This window comes from Nocardiopsis sp. NPDC007018 (assembly GCF_040635075.1).
Taxonomy (GTDB): Bacteria; Actinomycetota; Actinomycetes; order Streptosporangiales; family Streptosporangiaceae; genus Nocardiopsis.
In genome coordinates, this window is record NZ_JBEYHA010000003.1 from 68513 (window position 1) to 87213 (window position 18701).

The 18701-nt window shown below is 72.5% G+C and carries 17 protein-coding genes; 8 read left to right on the forward strand and 9 right to left on the reverse strand.

Annotation, left to right across the window (positions count from 1 at the left end; translation table 11 throughout):
• Positions 1-69 precede the first annotated feature (69 nt).
• Entirely contained in the window at positions 70-456 is a 387-nt protein-coding gene (locus tag ABZ635_RS02290; RefSeq protein ID WP_357757588.1) for a metalloregulator ArsR/SmtB family transcription factor, read from the forward strand.
• A gap of 85 nt (positions 457-541) precedes the next feature.
• Positions 542-1024, forward strand: coding sequence for an SRPBCC domain-containing protein (locus ABZ635_RS02295; RefSeq protein ID WP_357757591.1), 483 nt, complete (start codon positions 542-544; stop codon positions 1022-1024).
• A gap of 83 nt (positions 1025-1107) precedes the next feature.
• Here ABZ635_RS02295 and ABZ635_RS02300 read toward each other — a convergent pair whose 3' ends face one another.
• The gene (locus tag ABZ635_RS02300; RefSeq protein ID WP_357757594.1) at positions 1108-1314 is read right to left on the reverse strand and encodes a hypothetical protein; all 207 of its coding nucleotides are present in this window, start codon (positions 1312-1314) and stop codon (positions 1108-1110) included.
• A gap of 220 nt (positions 1315-1534) precedes the next feature.
• Between ABZ635_RS02300 and ABZ635_RS02305 the strand changes: the two genes are divergently transcribed.
• A complete protein-coding gene (locus tag ABZ635_RS02305; protein ID WP_357757597.1) occupies positions 1535-2071 on the forward strand; it encodes an EF-hand domain-containing protein in 537 nt (178 codons plus the stop codon).
• Between the two features lie 74 nt (positions 2072-2145).
• On the opposite strand, the gene ABZ635_RS02310 is transcribed toward ABZ635_RS02305, so the two are convergent.
• The 5 genes from ABZ635_RS02310 to moeZ form a co-directional block, all read right to left on the reverse strand.
• Positions 2146-5781, reverse strand: a complete 3636-nt coding sequence (locus ABZ635_RS02310; protein WP_357757600.1) for a UvrD-helicase domain-containing protein — start codon at positions 5779-5781, stop codon at positions 2146-2148.
• Positions 5774-8950 carry an ATP-dependent DNA helicase gene (locus ABZ635_RS02315; protein WP_357757895.1) on the reverse strand — a complete coding sequence of 1059 codons (3177 nt, stop codon included), beginning with the start codon at positions 8948-8950 and terminating at the stop codon, positions 5774-5776. Before ABZ635_RS02315 ends, ABZ635_RS02310 begins: the two co-directional genes overlap by 8 nt.
• A gap of 86 nt (positions 8951-9036) precedes the next feature.
• Positions 9037-9378, reverse strand: a complete 342-nt coding sequence (locus ABZ635_RS02320; RefSeq protein ID WP_357757603.1) for an MGMT family protein — start codon at positions 9376-9378, stop codon at positions 9037-9039.
• 55 nt (positions 9379-9433) lie between these two features.
• Positions 9434-9820, reverse strand: a complete 387-nt coding sequence (locus ABZ635_RS02325) for a hypothetical protein (RefSeq protein WP_357757606.1) — start codon at positions 9818-9820, stop codon at positions 9434-9436.
• 178 nt (positions 9821-9998) lie between these two features.
• Positions 9999-11162, reverse strand: coding sequence for an adenylyltransferase/sulfurtransferase MoeZ (gene moeZ / locus ABZ635_RS02330; protein ID WP_357757609.1), 1164 nt, complete (start codon positions 11160-11162; stop codon positions 9999-10001).
• A gap of 273 nt (positions 11163-11435) precedes the next feature.
• On the opposite strand from moeZ, the gene ABZ635_RS02335 reads away from it, so the two are divergent.
• The 3 genes from ABZ635_RS02335 to ABZ635_RS02345 all read left to right on the forward strand — a co-directional run bounded on the left by ABZ635_RS02335 (position 11436) and on the right by ABZ635_RS02345 (position 13655).
• A complete protein-coding gene (locus ABZ635_RS02335) occupies positions 11436-11672 on the forward strand; it encodes a hypothetical protein (protein ID WP_357757612.1) in 237 nt (78 codons plus the stop codon).
• Positions 11673-11901: 229 nt separating this feature from the next.
• Positions 11902-12555 (forward strand): TetR/AcrR family transcriptional regulator, encoded by a 654-nt coding sequence (locus tag ABZ635_RS02340; protein WP_357757615.1) that lies wholly within the window; start codon positions 11902-11904, stop codon positions 12553-12555.
• 296 nt (positions 12556-12851) lie between these two features.
• Positions 12852-13655 carry a hypothetical protein gene (locus ABZ635_RS02345; protein ID WP_357757618.1) on the forward strand — a complete coding sequence of 268 codons (804 nt, stop codon included), beginning with the start codon at positions 12852-12854 and terminating at the stop codon, positions 13653-13655.
• A gap of 115 nt (positions 13656-13770) precedes the next feature.
• Here the strand turns inward: ABZ635_RS02345 and ABZ635_RS02350 are convergent, their stop codons facing one another.
• The 3 genes from ABZ635_RS02350 to ABZ635_RS02360 all read right to left on the reverse strand — a co-directional run bounded on the left by ABZ635_RS02350 (position 13771) and on the right by ABZ635_RS02360 (position 15484).
• Positions 13771-14013, reverse strand: a complete 243-nt coding sequence (locus ABZ635_RS02350) for a hypothetical protein (protein WP_357757621.1) — start codon at positions 14011-14013, stop codon at positions 13771-13773.
• 269 nt (positions 14014-14282) lie between these two features.
• On the reverse strand, positions 14283-14594 hold the full coding sequence (locus ABZ635_RS02355) for a DUF6401 family natural product biosynthesis protein (RefSeq protein WP_357757624.1): 312 nt from the start codon (positions 14592-14594) through the stop codon (positions 14283-14285).
• Positions 14595-14767: 173 nt separating this feature from the next.
• Positions 14768-15484 (reverse strand): ferritin-like fold-containing protein, encoded by a 717-nt coding sequence (locus tag ABZ635_RS02360; protein WP_357757627.1) that lies wholly within the window; start codon positions 15482-15484, stop codon positions 14768-14770.
• A 669-nt stretch (positions 15485-16153) separates the two neighbouring features.
• Here ABZ635_RS02360 and ABZ635_RS02365 point away from each other — a divergent pair.
• Positions 16154-17686 carry a DEAD/DEAH box helicase gene (locus ABZ635_RS02365; RefSeq protein ID WP_357757898.1) on the forward strand — a complete coding sequence of 511 codons (1533 nt, stop codon included), beginning with the start codon at positions 16154-16156 and terminating at the stop codon, positions 17684-17686.
• 88 nt (positions 17687-17774) lie between these two features.
• On the forward strand, positions 17775-18683 hold the full coding sequence (locus tag ABZ635_RS02370; protein ID WP_357757630.1) for an alpha/beta hydrolase: 909 nt from the start codon (positions 17775-17777) through the stop codon (positions 18681-18683).
• Positions 18684-18701 lie beyond the last annotated feature (18 nt).

An 18701-nucleotide genomic window follows, 5' to 3' on the forward strand; every position in this document is an offset into this window, starting at 1 on the left:
CCGGACAAACCGTCCGTGACCTCGACGGGCCCTTGTCACGGTGTGCGAAACGCGCTAACGTACAACCAAATGGTTGTTCATGATGCGCCCCACGAGGACGAGAGCGTGGACCGGGTGTTCCACGCCCTCTCCGACGCCACCCGTCGCGACATCCTCCACCGCTCGGTGGAGGGCGAACTGTCCGTCTCGCGGTTGGCCGAGGACTACCCGATGAGTTTCGCGGCGGTACAGAAGCACGTCGCCGTGCTGGAACGGGCCGGGCTGGTCAGCAAGGAACGGCGGGGACGGGAGCAGCTGGTGCGCACCGAACCCGCCGCCCTGCGCCGGGCCCGGGCGGCCCTCGACCGGATCGAGGAGCTGTGGATCGGCCGGATGGGCCGCATGGCCCTGCTGGTCGCCGAGGAGCCCGAGACGGACCGCCGCGCGCGGGACGGGGCCCAGGCGCCGGGAGCCTGACCGGCGCCGACGCGGAGCGCACACGGCGGCCGAGGCCGCCGGGCCCGCGCGCATCGGCGCGAGCACCACCGAAAGGATCGACCCGATGACTGTCACCAGCGTCGACAAGGACTTCGAGAACCTGACTCTCACCATCACCTGTGACCTCCCGGCCACGGTCGGACGGGCCTGGGAGCTGTGGTCGGACCCGCGCCAGCTGGAGCGCTGGTGGGGTCCGCCGACCTACCCGGCCACCGTCGTCCGGCACGAGCTCGCCCCGGGCGGCGCCGTCACCTACTACATGACCGGCCCCGAGGGCGACCGTCACCACGGCTGGTGGCAGGTGGAGGGGGTGGACGCGCCGCGCTCACTGGAGTTCACGGACGGTTTCGGCGAGACGCCGGGTGAGGCGGGCGACCTACCGGTCGCCGCCGTCCGTGTGGAGATCGGCGAACGCGGCGACGGCTCCCGCATGGTCACGCGCACCACCTTCGCGTCCACGGAGGCGATGGAGAGGATGTTGGACATGGGCATGGCCGACGGTATGCGGGAGGCCATGGGCCAGATCGAGGCGGTCCTCGCCTCCTGACCCGGCCGACCCGCCCCGACGCGGACGCCCCCGCACCACCAGGAGGTGCGGGGGCGTCCGACGTCCGAAAAGGCAAGGGGGTGTCAGACCCGGACGGACTCGCGCTCGGCGAGCAGCGCGGGCAGGTCGGCGACCGCGCCCGGCACGCGCGTGGCCCCGGAACCGCGCAGGGTGTCGGCGTCGTGAGCGCCGCTCAGGACCCCGGTGACCGCACCGACCCCGGCGGAGCCGCCTCCGACACCAGGTCGCGCAGGGCCCGGCGCACGGTCTCGCGGTCCGCACCGAATCACTCGGAAATCTCACGCTCGGTGGGCATCGCGCTACCCTCGGACATGCCGTCCGCCAGTTCGGTCAGTCGCAACCGCACCGCGCCCGCCACCTGGGGGAATTCCGGCCGTCGACACGCGCGCCATGGTCCCCCACCCGTGTGAACAGGGAACCTTTCGTACCTCCCGGGACTCTGACGTCACGGGGCGGGACAGGCCGCCCCCACTCTCACAGGAGGCCCGCATGAGCAACCAACCCCAGATCACCGCGAGGTTCGGCGATCTCTTCGACGCCCTCGACACCGATGGCGACCAGACCCTGACCTGGACGGACTACCAGAGGCTCGTCGACCGGTACGTCTCCGGCTACGGCCTGGAGGCGTCGGCGCCCCGGGCCCTGGCCGTCCAGGAGGCGTACGAGTCCCTGTGGGAGATGCTGGTACGCGCCTCCGACGAGGTGCGCCTGGACCGTGAGCGGTTCGTGGGCGCCATGCAGGAGGCCTCGGAGGACCGGAGCCGGTCGAACACGGCCGAGGCCGTCGCGGAGGCCGTCTTCGACCTGTTGGACGGCGACGGCGACGGCACCATCAGCCAGGAGGAGTTCCTGGTGTACGCCAAGGCCCTAGGCGCCGACGAGGACGACGCCCGCACGCGGTTCGCGCACGTGGACACCGACGGCGACGGCGTCATGAGCCGCGAGGAGTTCGTGCTGTCCGCCCGCCGGTTCCTGTTCGGGGACGACCTCGACTCCCCCGGCGGCTTCGTCTTCGGCATGGTCTGAGGCGGTCCGGGCCTCACCGACGCGTTCACCGGTCGGACCCGCGCGGGTCCGGCCGGTGAACGGGCACCCGGCCGTCAGCCGGGCTCGGGGATGTCGGTGATCAGCGCCGCCAGCCCGTCCGCGTCCAGGAGGTCGGTGGGCCGCACCGTCTCCCCCGCCCGCACGTAGTGGAAAGCGGCGCGGACCTCGCCCAACTCCACACCGGCCAGGTCGGCCCAGGCCAGCCGGTAGGCGGCCAGCTGCACCCCGACGGCCCGGCGCTCCACGTCGTTGCCGGGCGGCCGACCGGTCTTCCAGTCCACGACGTCGTACCGACCGGTGTCGGCGTCGTGGAACACGGCGTCCATCCGCCCCCGGATCAGCCGGTCACCGATGACCGTCTCGAACGGCACCTCCACCTCGACGGGGACACGCGGCCCCCACTCGCTCTCCTCGAACCTGCGCTGGAGCTCGGCGAGGTCCTCGTCCTCCCCCGCCGTCTCGTCGGCCGCCCCGGGAAGCTCGTCCAGCAGGGTCGCGTGCTGCCCGAACCGCTGTTCCAGCCACGTGTGGAAGGCCGTTCCCCGCCGGGTGTGCGGTGCGGGCGGCCTGGGCAGCGGCCGCCGGATCTGCCGGGCCAGCGCCGCGGGGTCGCGCGCCAGCCAGACCATCGACGACACCGACAGGTGATCGGGCAACTCGACCTGCACCGGACCCTCCCTCGGCCCCGTGACAGCGCGGTCGCGGTGGGCGAGGAGCAGCTCGGTGTCCCGCTCCCAGCCCTGGAGTCTGCGCCGCAGCCCCTCGGGCGGCCTCCTCGGTCCGGCCGGTCTCCCGGCCCGCAGCTCGGCGCGGGCCCGTTCCACCAGCGCGGCCCCGGCCAGGATCTGGGCGCGCCGGGAGTCCGGTGCGGGCCGCTCACGGGCTCCCCCCGCCCCGGGCCCGGGCTCCGGTTCGGGCGGAGGCTCGTACCCGGGCTCCGGTTCGTACGCGTACTCCGGATCACCGTCGAGATTCGGTTCCGGCCCGAACTCGGGGTCGTGTTCCGGCTCGTACTCGAAGTCGGGTTCGGGACCGAACTCGAAATCCGGTACGGGTTCCGGCACGACCGGCGCCGGAACGGCCTCGGCGGCACCGGAGGAACCGGAGGCGGCCGGGATCTCCTCCGGCGGCCACACCGCCGACGACTCCTCCTCGTCGTGCGGGTTGGTGTCCTCGGGGTCCGGCGGAGGGTCCCAGCGCTCCACGCTCCCGGCCCCCCGCTCACAGGCCTCCCGGATCTCCTCCAGGAACTCCGAGGGCCCGCGCGGCGTGCTGCCCGTGCGCCCCCACCAGTGGCCGGTGCACACCAGCTCGTAGGAGGCACGGGTGACCGCCACGTACGCCAGCCGCCGCTCCTCCATGAGGTGGCGGGCCTCCTCCGCCTCCTTGAAGGCGGTGATGTCCTCCTTCTCCACCCCGCGCAGCGCGGGCAGGCTGGAGCGGTCGCCCCGCAGCGGGTACGGCAGCTGGTGATCGGCCTTCACCCAGGCGTGCGAGTCGCGCGCCTTGGCCGGGAAGAGCGGTGCGCGTGCGCCCGCGCTCACCCCGGGCACGATCACCACGGGCCACTCCAGGCCCTTGGCACCGTGCATGGTCATGAGCTTCACGCTGTCGGAGCCGCCCACGCGCTCCCCCGGGCTGAGGGCGCTCTCGTTCTCCTCGGCCGCGTTGAGGTAGCCGAGGAAGCTCCCGAGGGTGGGGTCCTCGGAGTTGCCGACGAAGCGCACCGCGTGGTCCACGAAGGCGTCCAGGTCGGCGCGGGCCGAGAGGGGGTCGCGGTGCGTGCGCGCGCCCACCTCGATGTCCAGGCCCAGCACGCGCTCGACCTCGGTGACCAGGTCCGGCAGCGGCTGGCCCACGAGCTTGCGCAGGGCGCGCAGCTCCTCGGCGAGGCGCCCGAGGCGCTCGTAGGCCGCCTCGGAGTAGTTCTCGGCGTCACCGGGGTCGTCGACGGCGTCCACGAGGCTGCCGCTCTCGGCGGTCAGGTCCAGGACCGTACGGCGCAGCAGGTCGTCCGGTTCCCGCGACTCCCCCTCCTCGGCCGCCGCTCCGGTGAGGTCGCGGCGGGTGTCGCGGGCCAGTTCTGCGGCGCGGGCGCCGAGGGCGGCGAGGTCGCGCGGGCCCATCCGCCAGCGCGGGCCCGTGAGCAGGCGGGCCAGTTCGTTCCCGGCGGAGGCGTCGTGCACCACGCGCAGGGTGGCGATGATGTCGCGGACCTCGGGCACGAGCATGAGCCCGCCCAGGCCGACGACCTCCACCGGGATTCCGTGCGCCTCCAGGGCCTCGCGGAGCGGCGGGAACTGGGAGCGCTTGCGGCACAGGACCGCGACGTCGCCGGGGCTGATCCCGCCGTCCGGCCCACCTCCGGTCTCACCCTCCGGCCAGACCAGCCCGTCCGGGGCGAACACCTGGCCGCCCGGACTCCCGGCGTCCGCCCTGAGCAGGTCCCGCACGTGGTCGGCGATCCACGCGGCCTCCTCCGTCTCCGTAGTGAACAGGCCCGCCCGCGCCGTGCCGCGCCCCTGCCGCACCGGGGCCGGGTGCAGCACGGGGACATCCGCCGCCTCGGCCCGCAGCGGCTCCGAGACGCGCTCGGCCACCCGCAGGACCCGTTCCCCGTTGCGGAAGCTCAACGTGAGGCGGCGCACCGGGGCGGGCCGCCCGGGGGCGACCGGGAAGTCGGTGGGGAAGCTGGTGAGGTTGGCGGCGATCGCCCCGCGCCACCCGTAGATGGACTGGCAGGGGTCGCCCACCGCGGTCACCGCGTGCCCCTCGCCGAACAGCGCGCGCAACAGCACGAGCTGGGCGTGGCTGGTGTCCTGGTACTCGTCGAGGAGCACCACGCGGAACCGGCCGCGCTCGATCAGCCCGACCTCGGCGTGGTTCTGGGCGATGCGGGCCGCCAGCGCCATCTGGTCGCCGAAGTCCATCGCCTCCCGGGTGTGCTTGGCGTGGTTGTAGCGGTCCACCAGGGGCAGCAACTGCTCGCGGCGGCGCTGGGTGTCGACCAGGTCCCTGGTGGGTTGCGTGGGCCTGCGCGTCATCGCGTCCACCCCGGCCTGAATCCAGCGGCCGACGCCCCGCACCTGGTCGGTGGTGGTGAGGTGGTCGGAGATCTGCCCGGACAGGTCCAGGACGCGGCGGGTGACGGTGTCCGCCCCGACGTTCACGCGGTCCATGGGACCGTCGTACTCGCCGACGATCCGGGCGGCCAGCTGCCAGGCCTGACCCTCGCTGAGCAGGCGGGACGTGGGTTCGACCGCCTCCCTCAGCGCGTGGTCGGCGACGATCCGCCCCGCGTAGGAGTTGTACGTGGAGATGGTGGGTTCGCCGTCCAGGAGCTCGTCCGGCAGCTGCTCGGTGGCGCGCAGCTGCTCCAACCGTTTGCGCACGCGCTCGGCCAGCTCGGCGGTGGCCTTGCGGGTGAACGTCAGTCCGAGCACCTGCTCGGGGCGCACGTGGCCGTTGGCGACCAGCCACACCACGCGCGCCGCCATCGTCTCGCTCTTGCCCGACCCGGCACCGGCGATCACCACCCCCGGCTCCAGCGGTGCCGCGATGACCCGGGCCTGCTCGGCCGTGGGTTCGGGGCGCTTGAGCAGCCGGGCCAGTTCGGCCGGGCCGAACCGGGGTCTGTGGACGTCGGAGGTCCCGGAGGCGGCGGTCGCCCCGGGGAAGGGTTCAGACATGTCGGCCCTCGTCCTGGACCGGGCAGCAGGCGCGCACGGCGCACGCGTTGCACCCGGTGTTGCGGGTGGCGGCGAACCGGGACCCGCCCATACCGGTGGCGACCTCGCGCACGAGAGCGTGCGCCCATCCGGGGTCGGGGTCCTCGCCCAGCGGGGGCTGGACCTGTTCGCGGTAGCTCTTGATTTTCTCTCCGACCTGGACGAGGGCGGCGCCGCCGGGCTCGGCCAGGCCGAGCTTGGCGAAGGCGCCCCGGAGCACGGCCATCTGGTAGACCCCGAGCTGCGGGTGGCGGGCCAGGTCGTCGGCCTTGCTGCCGCCGGTCTTGATGTCCACGACCACGGCGCGGCCCTCGCCGTCGCGTTCGAGGCGGTCGACCCGGCCGGTGATCTCGATCCCGCCCACGTCCACCTTGAAGCCCTCCTCCGTGACGACCAGTTCGCGGTCGTTGGCCGCGTCCCAGGAGACGAACTTGCGGACCATCTCGTCGGCGCGCTCGCGCTGTTTGTCGGCCTGCCAGGGGCCGCCGAAGTCGAGGTCCGACCAGATCTCGTCCATGCGCGCGCCCACCTCCTCGGCGCTGCCGCCCTCGGCGACCAGCACGGCGACGGCGTGCACGACGGTGCCGAGCGCGGAGGCGGAGCCCCCGGAGGAGGCCCCCGCGGCGCGTTCCAGCAGCCACCGCAGTTGGCAGTTGGTGAAGCTCTCCACCTGGGAGGGCGACACCCGCACGGTGTCCTCGGGGTCGGCCAGGGGCCGGTCGTCGGTGAAGGGCGTGAGGGCGTACCACTCCGCCGGGTCGGCGCCCCGCACGCCCTCCTCGGCCAGGCGTGCCAGGTGGGCGGCGGCCGCGGTGCGCAGCGGGTCGGGAGCCTCGGGGTCGGTGACCACCGAGCGCAGGTCGGCGACGAGCGCGGGCAGGGAGAGCCAGCGCCGTCCGGTGCTGACCGGTTCCGGGTCGCCCAGGCCCATCTCGTTGAGGAAGCGGGAGGGGCGTTCGTCGGAGTCCTCGCCGCCCACGCAGGTGACGTACAGGGACCGGCGGGCCCGGGTGAGGGCGACGTAGAACAGACGGCGTTCCTCGTCGAGGAGTTTGGAGGCCAGGGCCGCGCCGAAGGAGTCGGCGGCGTGGCTGCCCGCGTCCACGAGCTCCTCCACACCGAGCAGGGAGCCGCGCAGGCGCAGGTCCGGCCACTCCCCCTCCTGGGCTCCGGCCACGACGACCAGACCCCACTCCAGGCCCTTGGAGCGGTGGGCGGTGAGGATGCGCACGGCCTCGCCCTCGGGGGCGCGCTCGGCGAGGCTGTCGCCGGGGATCTCCTGAGCGGCGAGGTCCTCGAGGAAGCCGTCCGGGGTGCCGGGCGGGAGGCGGTCGCAGTAGCGGGCGGCGCTCTCGAAGAGGGCCACGACGGCGTCCAGGTCACGGTCGGCGGCGGCGCCCCGTCGGCCTCCGGCCAGGCTGGCGCGCATGAGGCGGTCGGTGAGGCCGCTCTCACGCCAGAGCTCCCAGAGCACCTGTTCCGCGTCGGCTCCCCGGGCGGTCAGCTCCCGGACGGTGCTCAGCGCCTGGGCGACGCGCACGGCCGGTGCGGCCACGGCGGGGTCGACGAGGGTGAGCTCGCCCGGATCGCGCAGGGCGTCCACGAGCAGCCGGGAGGAGGGCCGGTATCCGGTGTCCGCGGCCTCCTCGTCGGACGCGTCGGAGGCGTCGGAGGCGTCGGATGACGTCGCGCCGTCGCGAACCCGGTCCAGGTCCAGCCGCCGCAGGGCGCGCACCAGCCGCCGCAGCCGCACCGAGTCCGCCTCCCCGAAGGGGCTCATGAGGAGCTCGCGGGCCGCGTCCTCGTCCAACTCCTGCGGCCGCAGCCCGTAACGGATCAGGCCCAGCAGCGGCCGCACGATCGGTTCGGCGGCCACGGGCAGGTCGTCGGAGCCCACGACCACCGGCACCGACGCGGCCGTGAGCGCGCGGCGCAGCACCGGCAGCTGTCGGCTCGACGAGCGCACCAGCACCGCCATGTCCGACCACGGCACGCCGTCCACCAGGTGGGCGCGGCGCAGGGTGTCGGCGACGACCGCCGCCTCCTGGGTGGTGCTGTCCGCCATCAGCACCTGGACCTCACCGTCGGGTACGCCCTCTGCGGGGACCAGGTCCCGGTGCGCGTTGACCCAGCCATGCGCCGGCGCGACGGCGGGCAGCCTGCGCGTGACACCGCGCGAGGCGGCCAGCAGCACGGCCCCGCTGCGACGACAGGTGCGCAGGGCCACGACCGGTGCGTCGGTACGGCGCGCTGTGGGGAAGCGGCGCGGGAAGTCGAGGATGTTGTCCACCTCGGCACCGCGGAAGGCGTAGATCGACTGGTCCGGATCGCCCACCGCGACGAGGTCGCGGCCGTCGCCCGCCAGGGCGCGCAGCAGCTCCTCCTGGGCCGGGTCGGTGTCCTGGTACTCGTCGACGAAGACCACCTCGTGTGCGGCCCGCTCGCGTGCTTGCACCTCGGGGTCGGAGAGCATGTTGGCGGCGACGCGCACCAGCTCGGCGTAGTTCAGCGTGGGCACGGGCGCGACGTCGAAGCGCCCGTTCATCCGGGACAGGAACCCGGCGGCGGCCGCCCAGTCGTCGCGGTCGCGCTCGGCGGCGACCCGGGCCAGCTCGGCCGGGCCCAGACCGCGCTCCTGGGCGCGCATCAGGAAGTCGCGCAGCTCCTCGGCGAACCCGCGCGTCTCCAGGGCCGGGCGCAGTCGCTCGGGCCACGCCTCGGCGCCGTCCCCGAACTCCCACCTGAGCAGTTCGCGGACCTCCATGAGCTGTTCGGGGCCGGAGAGCAGGCGCGGGGGGAGGTCGCCCATCCGCTGGAACTCGCGCCGGATCAACGCGTAGGCGTAGCTGTGGAACGTCAGCGCCAGCGGCTCACGGGTGGTGCGCCGCAGTCGCGCGGTGATGCGCTCACGCAGTTCCTGGGCGGCCTTACGGCTGAAGGTGAGCACCAGGACGCGGGAGGGGTCAACGCCGCGGTTGTCGATCCGATCCACCACGGCCTCGACGACGGTGGTGGTCTTGCCGGTCCCGGGGCCCGCCAGGACCAGGAGCGGCCCACCGGGGTGGTCGACCACCCGCTGCTGGTTCTCGTCCAGCACCGGAGGCGGCAGCACCTGGTGGGCGCGCCGCACAAGACGGTACGGGGATGTCTTCACGCCTCCAGTTCACCAGAGGTCGACGACCATCGTGGACGCGACGGCGGCGCTCCGGAGCCCCGTCAGTCCCCGCTCGCCCCGTCCCATCGGGCTTGTCGCATGTCGACGCGATCCGCGCCGGGACGCATCGGGGTGGCCTCCTCGGCGTAGTGCGACCGGGCCCGTACGAGGTGGCCCTCGGCGGGTCTGCCGTCCGAGCGCACGACACGCCACCAGGGCACCCCTCCGCCCCAGCGGGACATCACCGCCCCCACCTGGCGGGGCCCGCCCCTGCCGACGTACTCGGCGACGTCCCCGTAGCTCATCACCCGGCCGGGCGGGATGCGCTCGACCACCGAGAGGACCTCCTCGGTGTACTCGTCGACCGGGCCGTCGTCGACTCGCGGGGCAGGGGGCTCGACCATGCGCCGAGCCTATCCGCCCCCGCCGACACTCGCGCGACGTCCGGCGCGGGACGGCCTACTCGGACACCACGTTCATGTGCTGCCCCCAGGCCAGCTCGGGGTCGCGCCTGCGCGCCGCCCGGGCCTGGACCAGACCGTTCACGCCCAGGGCGGCGATCACCACGCCACCGACCCACGCCGTCACCGCGGCGGGCAGGACGTGAACGTAGTCCAGCACCCAGGGCAGGACGAACAGCAGCACCCCGGCGGCCGTCACGGCGAGCTCGGTCACCAGCGCGCCGGGCCGAGTCAGGGACATCACGCCCATGACGATGACCGCCAGCCCCACCAGGAGGAACGTCGCTCCGGAAAAGCCGTACATCCCGTGCCCGATCCAGCTCAGCCCCACGGCCAGTCCGACGACGACCGTGGCCACGTCCGCCCAGCGTCCCTTCTCACGCATCACGCCACCTCCTCGCGGCGGGGGCCCGCACCGGAGGTCGGTACCGCGCCCCGTGGGTGATGGGTACCCACTGGTCCGCTTGGGTAGGGGTGCGGAACTCGGAAAAACTCCACCACGAGACGCGAGGGGGCGGCGCCGGGTCCGTCCCGGCGCCGCCCCTCGGTGGTACGCGTACGGGCTAGTACTCGGGCAGGCTCGGGTCGACCTGGTTGATCCAGGCCAGCACTCCGCCGCCCACGTGCACGGCGTCGGCGAACCCGGCGGCCTTGACCGCGGCCAGGGCCTCCGCCGAACGCACGCCGGACTTGCAGTGCAGGACCACGCGCCGGTCCTGCGGCAGCTGCTCGAACGCCTTGCCGTTCAGGAACTCGCCCTTGGGGATCAGCGTGGAACCCGGGATGCGGACGATCTCGAACTCGTTCTTCTCGCGCACGTCCACGAGGAAGATCTCGTCGGGCTTGTTGTCCAGCAGGTCCTTGAGCTCCGGCGCGGTGATGGTGGAACCCGCGGCGGCCTCGGTGGCCTCGTCCGACACCACGCCGCAGAAGGCCTCGTAGTCGATGAGCTCCGTGACGGGCTCGGTGTCGGGGTCCTTGCGGACCTTCACCTCGCGCCAGGTCATCTCCAGGGCGTCGAAGATGAGCAGGCGGCCGACCAGCGGGTCACCGATCCCGGTGATCAGCTTGATCGCCTCGTTGACCATCACCGAGCCGATGGACGCGCACAGCACGCCGAGGACGCCGCCCTCGGCGCAGGAGGGCACCATGCCGGGCGGCGGGGGCTCGGGGTAGAGGTCGCGGTACTGCGGCCCGTACTCGTTCCAGAAGACGCTGACCTGGCCGTCGAACCGGTAGATGGAACCCCACACGTAGGGCTTGTTCAGGATGACGGCGGCGTCGTTGACCAGGTACCGGGTGGCGAAGTTGTCGGTGCCGTCCAGGATCAGGTCGTACGGGGCGAAGATCTCCAGCGCGTTGTCGGAGTCCAGCCGGTCCTGGTGCAGGACGACCTCGACGTTGGGGTTCACCTCCTTGATGCTGTCCCGGGCGGACTCGGCCTTGGGGCGGCCGACGTCGCTCTGCCCGTGGATGACCTGGCGCTGGAGGTTGGACTCGTCGACGACGTCGAAGTCGATGATGCCGAGCGTGCCCACACCGGCGGCGGCCAGGTACAGCAGCGCCGGGGAGCCGAGGCCGCCCGCGCCGACGACCAGCACCTTGGCGTTCTTCAGGCGCTTCTGGCCGTCCATACCCACGTCGGGGATGATCAGGTGGCGCGAGTAGCGGCGCACCTCGTCCACGGTCAGCTCGGCGGCTGGTTCGACCAGCGGCGGCAGCGACACGGTGACTCCTCATGACTGTTCGGGTCGCTTCGCATCCACCCGTGCCGAGGGGCCCACGGGACGGGGAGCGGTGCGCGAAGCTGCTTGCACTTATACCCAACCTAACGGGTGGGGTATTGCATTCCCACCCCGGGGAGGCGTGGTGCTCGTCGCTCCCCCGGCACCGTCCGGCTCTCCCCTGACCTCCCTCAACCGCCGCGCGGCTCGCGCTGTTCCGACGGGCGGCGCGGGTAGTGTCACTCGTACGTTCCGCGACGATGTTGGGAGGACCCGGTGACAACGTCCGACGACAGTGGGAACCGGCGGCGCACCGCCCCTGTGGACGAGGACCCCGCGACGGCCGTGCCGGAGGCGGACGCCGCCGAGCAGCGCGCGCGGGCCGACGGCGACGCCGACGGCCGTGACGACTGGACCGAGGGAGCCGCCCGGGAGAGCTTCGACCAGGCCGACGAGGCGGACGTGATCGAGCAGGCCCGGGAGGTCGGGCAGGACGAGGACGAACGCCGCTGATACGGCGTGACCGGGCACGACGCCGCCCGGCCCGGTGCGAGGGGGCACGACGCCGCCCGGCCCGGTGCGAGGGGGCGTCCGCACCGCCCACACCGAACCTACGCCGGAGTAGGATGGGCGAAAAGCTGCGGGCCGCGTCACGGAGCCGAGACCGCGCCCGGCAGCACAAGCCACGCAGATGTCCGGTGAACGGCGCTCATCTGCCATGCCGAGTTCGGAGGGTGTGGGTGTGACAGCTCCATCAGACGCCCGCGCCCGGGGCACTCGTCTGCCCCGGGTCCGGCGCCGCCGCCAACTCCTGGCAGCGGCTCAGGAGGTCTTCGTCGCCCGCGGTTACCACGCCGCGGCGATGGACGAGATCGCGGACCGCGCGGGAGTCAGCAAGCCGGTCCTGTACCAGCACTTCCCCGGGAAGCTGGAGCTCTACCTGGCCCTCCTGGAGGAACACTCCGAGGCGCTGGTCGAGAAGCAGCGGGAGGCCCTGGAGAGCACCGACGACAACCGTCAACGCGTCACCGCGAGCTTCCAGGCCTACTTCGACTTCGTCGCGGGCGACGGCGAGGCGTTCCGTCTGGTCTTCGAGTCCGACCTGCGCAACCTCCCGGCCGTACGGGAGAAGAGCGAGCAGACGTTCCAGCGCTGCGCGGAGCTGATCGGCGAGGTCATCCGCCAGGACACCAGCATCTCCGACGACGAGGCGCACCTGCTGAGCATCGCGCTGGTCGGCATGGCCGAGACCAGCGCCCGGTACTGGTTGAACAACCACGGCGCGATCCCCAAGGACGCCGCCGAACAACTGGTGGCGCGACTGGCCTGGCGCGGGATCAGCGGTTGGGACCTGACCCGGTCCGGCGAAGAGGCGGAGTCCGGCTCGGGGGGCTGACCCCCGCGGCACCTACGAGGGAGGGCTCCGGAACACCGTGGTGTTCCGGAGCCCTCCCTTTTCGCGCGCGATTTGCGGCGGCGTATTGTCGCCTCCTTTCCAATGAAAGAAAACCATAGAACGGCCATTTCTCCCACAAGGCGGGGCAATCAACTCGACACCGGCATTCGGAACGGTTCAATTATCCTGCGCCGGGTATCGCGGAACTGAGAAGTAACGCGCTTCTCTTCGCCGTATCCGTCCGGAACCGACCTCCGGCACCCCGGACGGAACCAGCGATTCGGGGGTGAGGACGTATGGACATCGGTCAGGGCCTGACCAGCGCCTGGCAGGCGATCGCGGGCTTCGTGCCGCTGCTGCTGGGCTTCCTGGTGATCCTGGTGGTGGGCTGGATCATCGCCTGGCTCGTGGGCAAGGGAGTGGCCAAGGGCCTGCACGGCGTCGGCCTGGACCGCGCCCTCCACCGGGGCGGCGTGGGCGAGTACTTCGAGCGCAGCCGCTGGACCGCCAGCGAGCTGTGCGGGAAGATCATCTACTACGTCGCCCTGCTGTTCGTGCTGACGCTCGCGTTCAACGTCTTCGGACCGAACCCGATCAGCACACTGCTCAACGACGTCATCGCCTGGATTCCGCGGGGCATCGTCGCGCTGGTGATCGTCGTGGTCGCGGGCATGATCGCCAAGGCCGTCCGCGACCTCATCACCGGGGCCCTGGGCGGGCTGTCGTACGGCCGCTTCCTGGCCAATGTGGCGGCCGTGGCCGTGATGGCCCTGGGAATCATCGCCGCGCTCAACCAGATCGGCGTGGCCACGACCGTCACCCTGCCGGTGCTGGTCGCCGTGCTCGCCACCGTCGGCGGCATCCTGGTCGTCGGTGTCGGCGGCGGGCTCATCGGGCCGATGCAGTCCCGGTGGGCGCACTGGCTGGACGTGGCCGAGCGGGAGACCGCGCGCCTGGGCGGAGGCGAGAGCAGCTACCAGGCCGGCCACGAGGCGGCCATGAGCCGCCCGGGTGCCAGGGCCACCGAGGGCGGGGCCGCCAGGGAGGAGGCCTCCAGCCTGCCGGGACAGCGCGGGAGGGGGGAGGGGCCCTCCTCGTGACGGAGGGACCGCACGTCCGGGGTGATCCCGGGGACGGGATCACCCGGTAGACACAGGTGAGGGCGGGGCCGGTGGCCTCGCCCTCGTCGTGTGCGCCGTCCGCGCGGCGCCCCCGTCACAGGAACTCGGAGTCCCGCAGTTCCTGCCGGGAGAGGTTCTCGATACGCCGCCACGCCAGGACGCCCGTGGCGATCAACGGCAGGAACGCCAGCCAGAAGACGACGCTTCCGGGCCCGGAGAACACCATCGACGCGAGCGCGACGACGAAGATCAGTGCGAAAAGCGCGAAGTCGACGCGATCCTGCTGGATCAGGACGCCGACCGGTGGGCGCGCCGCCCCATGCCGACCGCTCCTCATTCGCTTTCCTTTCTCGCGGCTGTTTCGGGCCGCTCCGCCGGTCACGGTGCCCGGGAACCGCCTCGACCCTGGAACACCGTGAATACCACGTTGCATTCCGCAGGTCACTGGTTCCGGCTCGGTGAACCGAACCGTGTCGGACCGCCGTGGCCCCACCGGTGTCTTTTCAGCGTACGCGCAGGAGGCGCGTTACGCGGAAGAACCGGCAAGGGCGACGACCGCGAGAGGAATCGCGTCGCAGATCACATCCGCCTGCGGACGTCACCAACCTAGCGGACGAAACCACGGTCCTTCGCCAGTCGGCAGATCGCGAGAATGCGCAGCGTCTCCCAGTCGTAGCTGGAGTCCTCGGAGTCCCAGCCCCGTTCGAGGCAGCCGTCGAGGAACCCGTGGAGGTACGTTCCGAGCGTGCCGGCGGTGAGCTCGGCGCCGCCGGCGCCGATGCCTTCGCACACCTGTGCGGCGTGCTGGTCCAGCTCAGCGCTCATCCAGGGCGGCACAGGACCGTCAAGGGGGCCGATCTTGTGGAAGTCACGGGTGAGTCCGGCCAGAGGATGGCGCACGGAGGTCCCACGGGGCATGGAAGTACCTACTCGCGTGGTCAGGAGACGGGAAACTCCATCGACTCTATGTGCGCCGCGCCAATGGATCGTCACGAATGTGGTGGAAATTACCCGCCCTTGACCAAGAGGGGTCAAGCATCGGCAAACACCCTCGAAGGCCGAAAACGGTACGAGAAGGGCGGGCCGGACTCCTAGTCCGCCAGGCCCATGGCGGAGAGTCGAGCGGCGTGACCCTCGGTGAGGGAGGCGAACATTCGACTGACGGCGGCGAGGTCGCCCAGGCCGGAGTCCCCGGCCCGCTCGGCGTCCGCGTCCCGACCCGGCCGACCGGCGACCCTGGGGTCGCGCGCCAGCAGCGCGGCCAGTTCCGGGCGGTCCACCGCCACCGCCTGCGCCTGGCTCAGCGCCTCGCCCACCAGGCGACGGGCCCACAGGGACAGGCGACCGGCCAGCTTGGGGTCGTCCTCCAGAGCGGCGCGGACCTGGCCGGCCACGAACTCCCCCCGCTCGGTCTCGGCGAGCACGTCCTCCACGAGGGCGCGGGTGTCGCCATCGGCCAGCTCGGCGACCCTGCGGTAGAAGTCACCGGCGATGCCGTCGCCGACGTAGGTCTTGACCAGGCTCTCCAGCCAGCTCTGCGGTTCGGTGCGCGCGTGCCAGCCGTCCAGGGGGCCCACGAACGGGGCCATGGCCTCCTCGGGGTCCGCCCCGAGCTCCGTCAGACGGCGGTGCAGCGCCTGGTAGTGCTGCTGCTCCGTGGCCGCCAGACCGGCGAGCTGCCCCTTGGTCCGCAGCGAGGGCGCCAGACCGGCGTCGTCGGCGAGGCGGAAGAAGGAACCGAGCTCGGCGTAGGCGAGGAGGCCGAGCAGATCGATCACGCCGGGGTCGGCAGAGGAGCCTTGGGTCATGACCGTCAGGGTATCGTCCGGCCGGCCCGGCACCCAATCGGGGACTTTTCGGGGACTAAACGGCCCCGGGGAACGGTTGCACCGGCTGGGAGCGGGTACGGTCTCGGCCGTCGGAGCCCCGTGCCCAGCGGGGTCCACAGGACAGTGACCAGCTATGTGCACCGGGCTCACCAGCGGCTAGACTCAGCGTGATGACCGGCGCGCACATCGCGGCGCCGCGTCCCGCACCCCCGCGACGCGGGCCCTCCCGCGCGCCCTTCCGGCGCCGCGGACGCGGGCGCCCAGCGACGTGCGGACCGGACACCACGACGTGTCCTCACGAGCAGTGCGGCGTGAGGGAGCGACGGCCCACGCGCCCAGCTACGCACCGCACACGACAACCCAGCGGATGGAACCGAGAACATCGCGACCAGGGAACCCCCCCGGCCGCGCGGGTCCAGTCGGCAGCGCCACCGGAGCTCCCTCGCCTCAGCGGGAACCGGTGAGCCGCGCCCTCCGCGGCGGCCCGAAGCCGCCCGCGACCGCACCCCGCCGCGGCCACGAACAACGCTGCGGCCCGCCTAGATGGAGGCTTGAGCCCTGAGCAGCACAGAAGAAGCAACGACAGAAGCAACGACACCCGCGACGACCTTCCGCGACCTGGGCGTCAGCCCGGAGATCGCCGACGCCCTGGAGGCGGAGGGGATCGTCTCCCCGTTCCCGATCCAGGAACTGGCCCTGCCCATCGCGCTCAACGGCAGCGACATCATCGGCCAGGCGCGCACCGGAACCGGCAAGACCCTCGCCTTCGGTCTGCCGCTCCTCCAGCGCGCGCAGGACCAGCCGGGCACGCCCAAGCGACCGCGCGCCCTGGTGGTCGTGCCCACCCGCGAGCTGGCCATCCAGGTGGCCGCCGACCTCACCACCGCCAGCAAGCGCAGTGGCGGCCGTATCCTCACCGTCTACGGCGGGCGCTCCTACGAGCCGCAGATCAACGGGCTCAAGGAGGGCGTCGACGTCGTCGTCGGCACCCCGGGCCGCCTGCTGGACCTGGAGAACCAGAAGCACCTTCGGCTGGACCAGGTCGCCGCCGTGGTCCTGGACGAGGCCGACAAGATGCTCGACCTCGGCTTCCTTCCCGACATCGAGCGCATCCTCAAGAAGATCCCGGCCGAGCGCCAGGTGATGCTCTTCTCGGCCACCATGCCGAGCGAGATCGTCACGCTCTCCCGGAACTACCTGCGCCAGCCCACCCACGTGCGGGCGGGCGACGACAACGAGATCGACGGCTCCGCCATCACCAAGCGGATCGCGCAGCACGCCTTCCGCACGCACCAGATGGACAAGCCCGAGATGCTGGCCCGCCTCCTCCAGTCCGAGGAGCACGGCCAGAGCATGGTGTTCTGCCAGACCAAGCGGGCCTGTGACCGGGTCGCCGGCGAGCTCAAGGACCGGGGCTTCGCGGCCGCGGCGGTCCACGGAGACCTCGGCCAGAGCCAGCGCGAGCGCGCCCTTCGGGCCTTCCGCAACGGCAAGATCAACATCCTGGTCGCCACCGACGTGGCCGCGCGCGGTCTGGACGTCGACGACGTGACCCACGTGGTCAACTACGAGACGCCCGAGGACGAGAAGACCTACACGCACCGCATCGGCCGTACCGGCCGCGCGGGGCGCACAGGCACCGCCGTCACGTTCGTGGACTGGCAGGAGATGCCGCGCTGGAAGCTGATCAACGGCGCGCTCGACCTGGACTTCCACGAGCCGGTGGAGACCTACTCCACCTCGCCGCACTTCTTCGAGGCGCTGCGCATCCCCAAGGGCACCAAGGGCAAGCTGGCCCTGGACAAGCGCGGGGAGCACGCGGGCCTGGAGGCCGAGGAGGTCGAGGACATCGGCGACACCGGGCAGCCGCGCGGCGGTGACCGGGGTGGCCGGGGAGGCGGCCGGGGCGCCCGCAAGGGCCGCGGCGAGCGGAGCGAGGGCGGCGAGCAGGGCGGCCGCAAGAGCTCCGGCGGCCGCAACCGTTCGCGTCGGCGCACGCGCGGCGGGGAGACCTCCGTCCGGGCCGAGGGCGCCGCCGACCAGGGCGCGGTGAAGGCCACCGTCCGGGCCGACGCTCCCACGGGCGGCCCCGAGCGGTCGGCCGAGGGAGACGGGGCCCGCACGGTCCGCCGTCGCCGCCGTACCCGGGGTGCGGTCCGCCGCGACCCCGAGAACACCTGAACCACCTGAGAAGCACCTGATCGAAGAGGACTCGATTCCGCGTCGGGTGTCCCCGGACCGGTGGTCCCATCGTCTAGGGTGGCCCGACGTGAGTACACCTGAGTTCCTCGATCCGCCGCCGGGTGTGCGGCGCACGGACCTGCGTCTTTCGTACGGTCCGGTGGCCGCACTCCGGGCACGGCCCACCTCCGGCGCCACCGTCCTGGCCCCCGCTGTCCTGGTGCACGGATTCACCGGCAGCAAGGAGGACTTCATCGCCCTCCTCCAGAGCCTGGCCCGGCCCGGCCGGGAGGTGGTCGCGATCGACCTGCCCGGCACCCACGGGTCACCGGGCCCCGAGACCCTCACCCCGCCGCCCGGGGTCGAGCTGCCCGACTACCGCCTGTCCTCGTTGGGCGCGGTGGTCGGCGAGGTGCTCGACCTGGTCGGCGACGGCGGCCCCGTGCACCTGGTGGGGCACTCCTTCGGCGGGTTGGTCTCCCAGGAGGCGGCCCTGGCCGAACACACCCCCGTGGCCTCCCTCACCCTGATGTGCTCCGGTCCCGGCGCCCTGAGCGGCCCCGGCGCGGACCGGGCCCGCAACCTCATCGCCGCGCTGTCGATGGACCCCTCCCCGGAGCGGCTGCGGGTGCTGTGGGACGAGCGCTTCGCCGCCGAGGCCCGCGCCCGCACCGCCAAGCCGGAGGTCGTGGACTTCCTGCGGGAGCGGTTCCTGAACACCAGTGCGCTGGCGCTGATCCGGATGGCCGAGGACCTGCTGGGTGCCCGCGACCGGATCGACGAGCTGGTGGAGGTGGACGTCCCCTCCCTGGTCCTGTACGGCGAGAACGACGACGCCTGGCCGCTGGCCGAGCAGGACGCGATGGCCGAGCGTCTGGGCGCGCGCCGACTGGTGGTTCCCGGCGCGGGCCACTCCCCCAACGTGGAGGCCCCCGAGACCACGTCGAGCGCCCTCACCGACTTCTGGAACGAGACCGAGTCCGTGGGGCGCCGCTGAGGCTCCCCCGACGGAGAA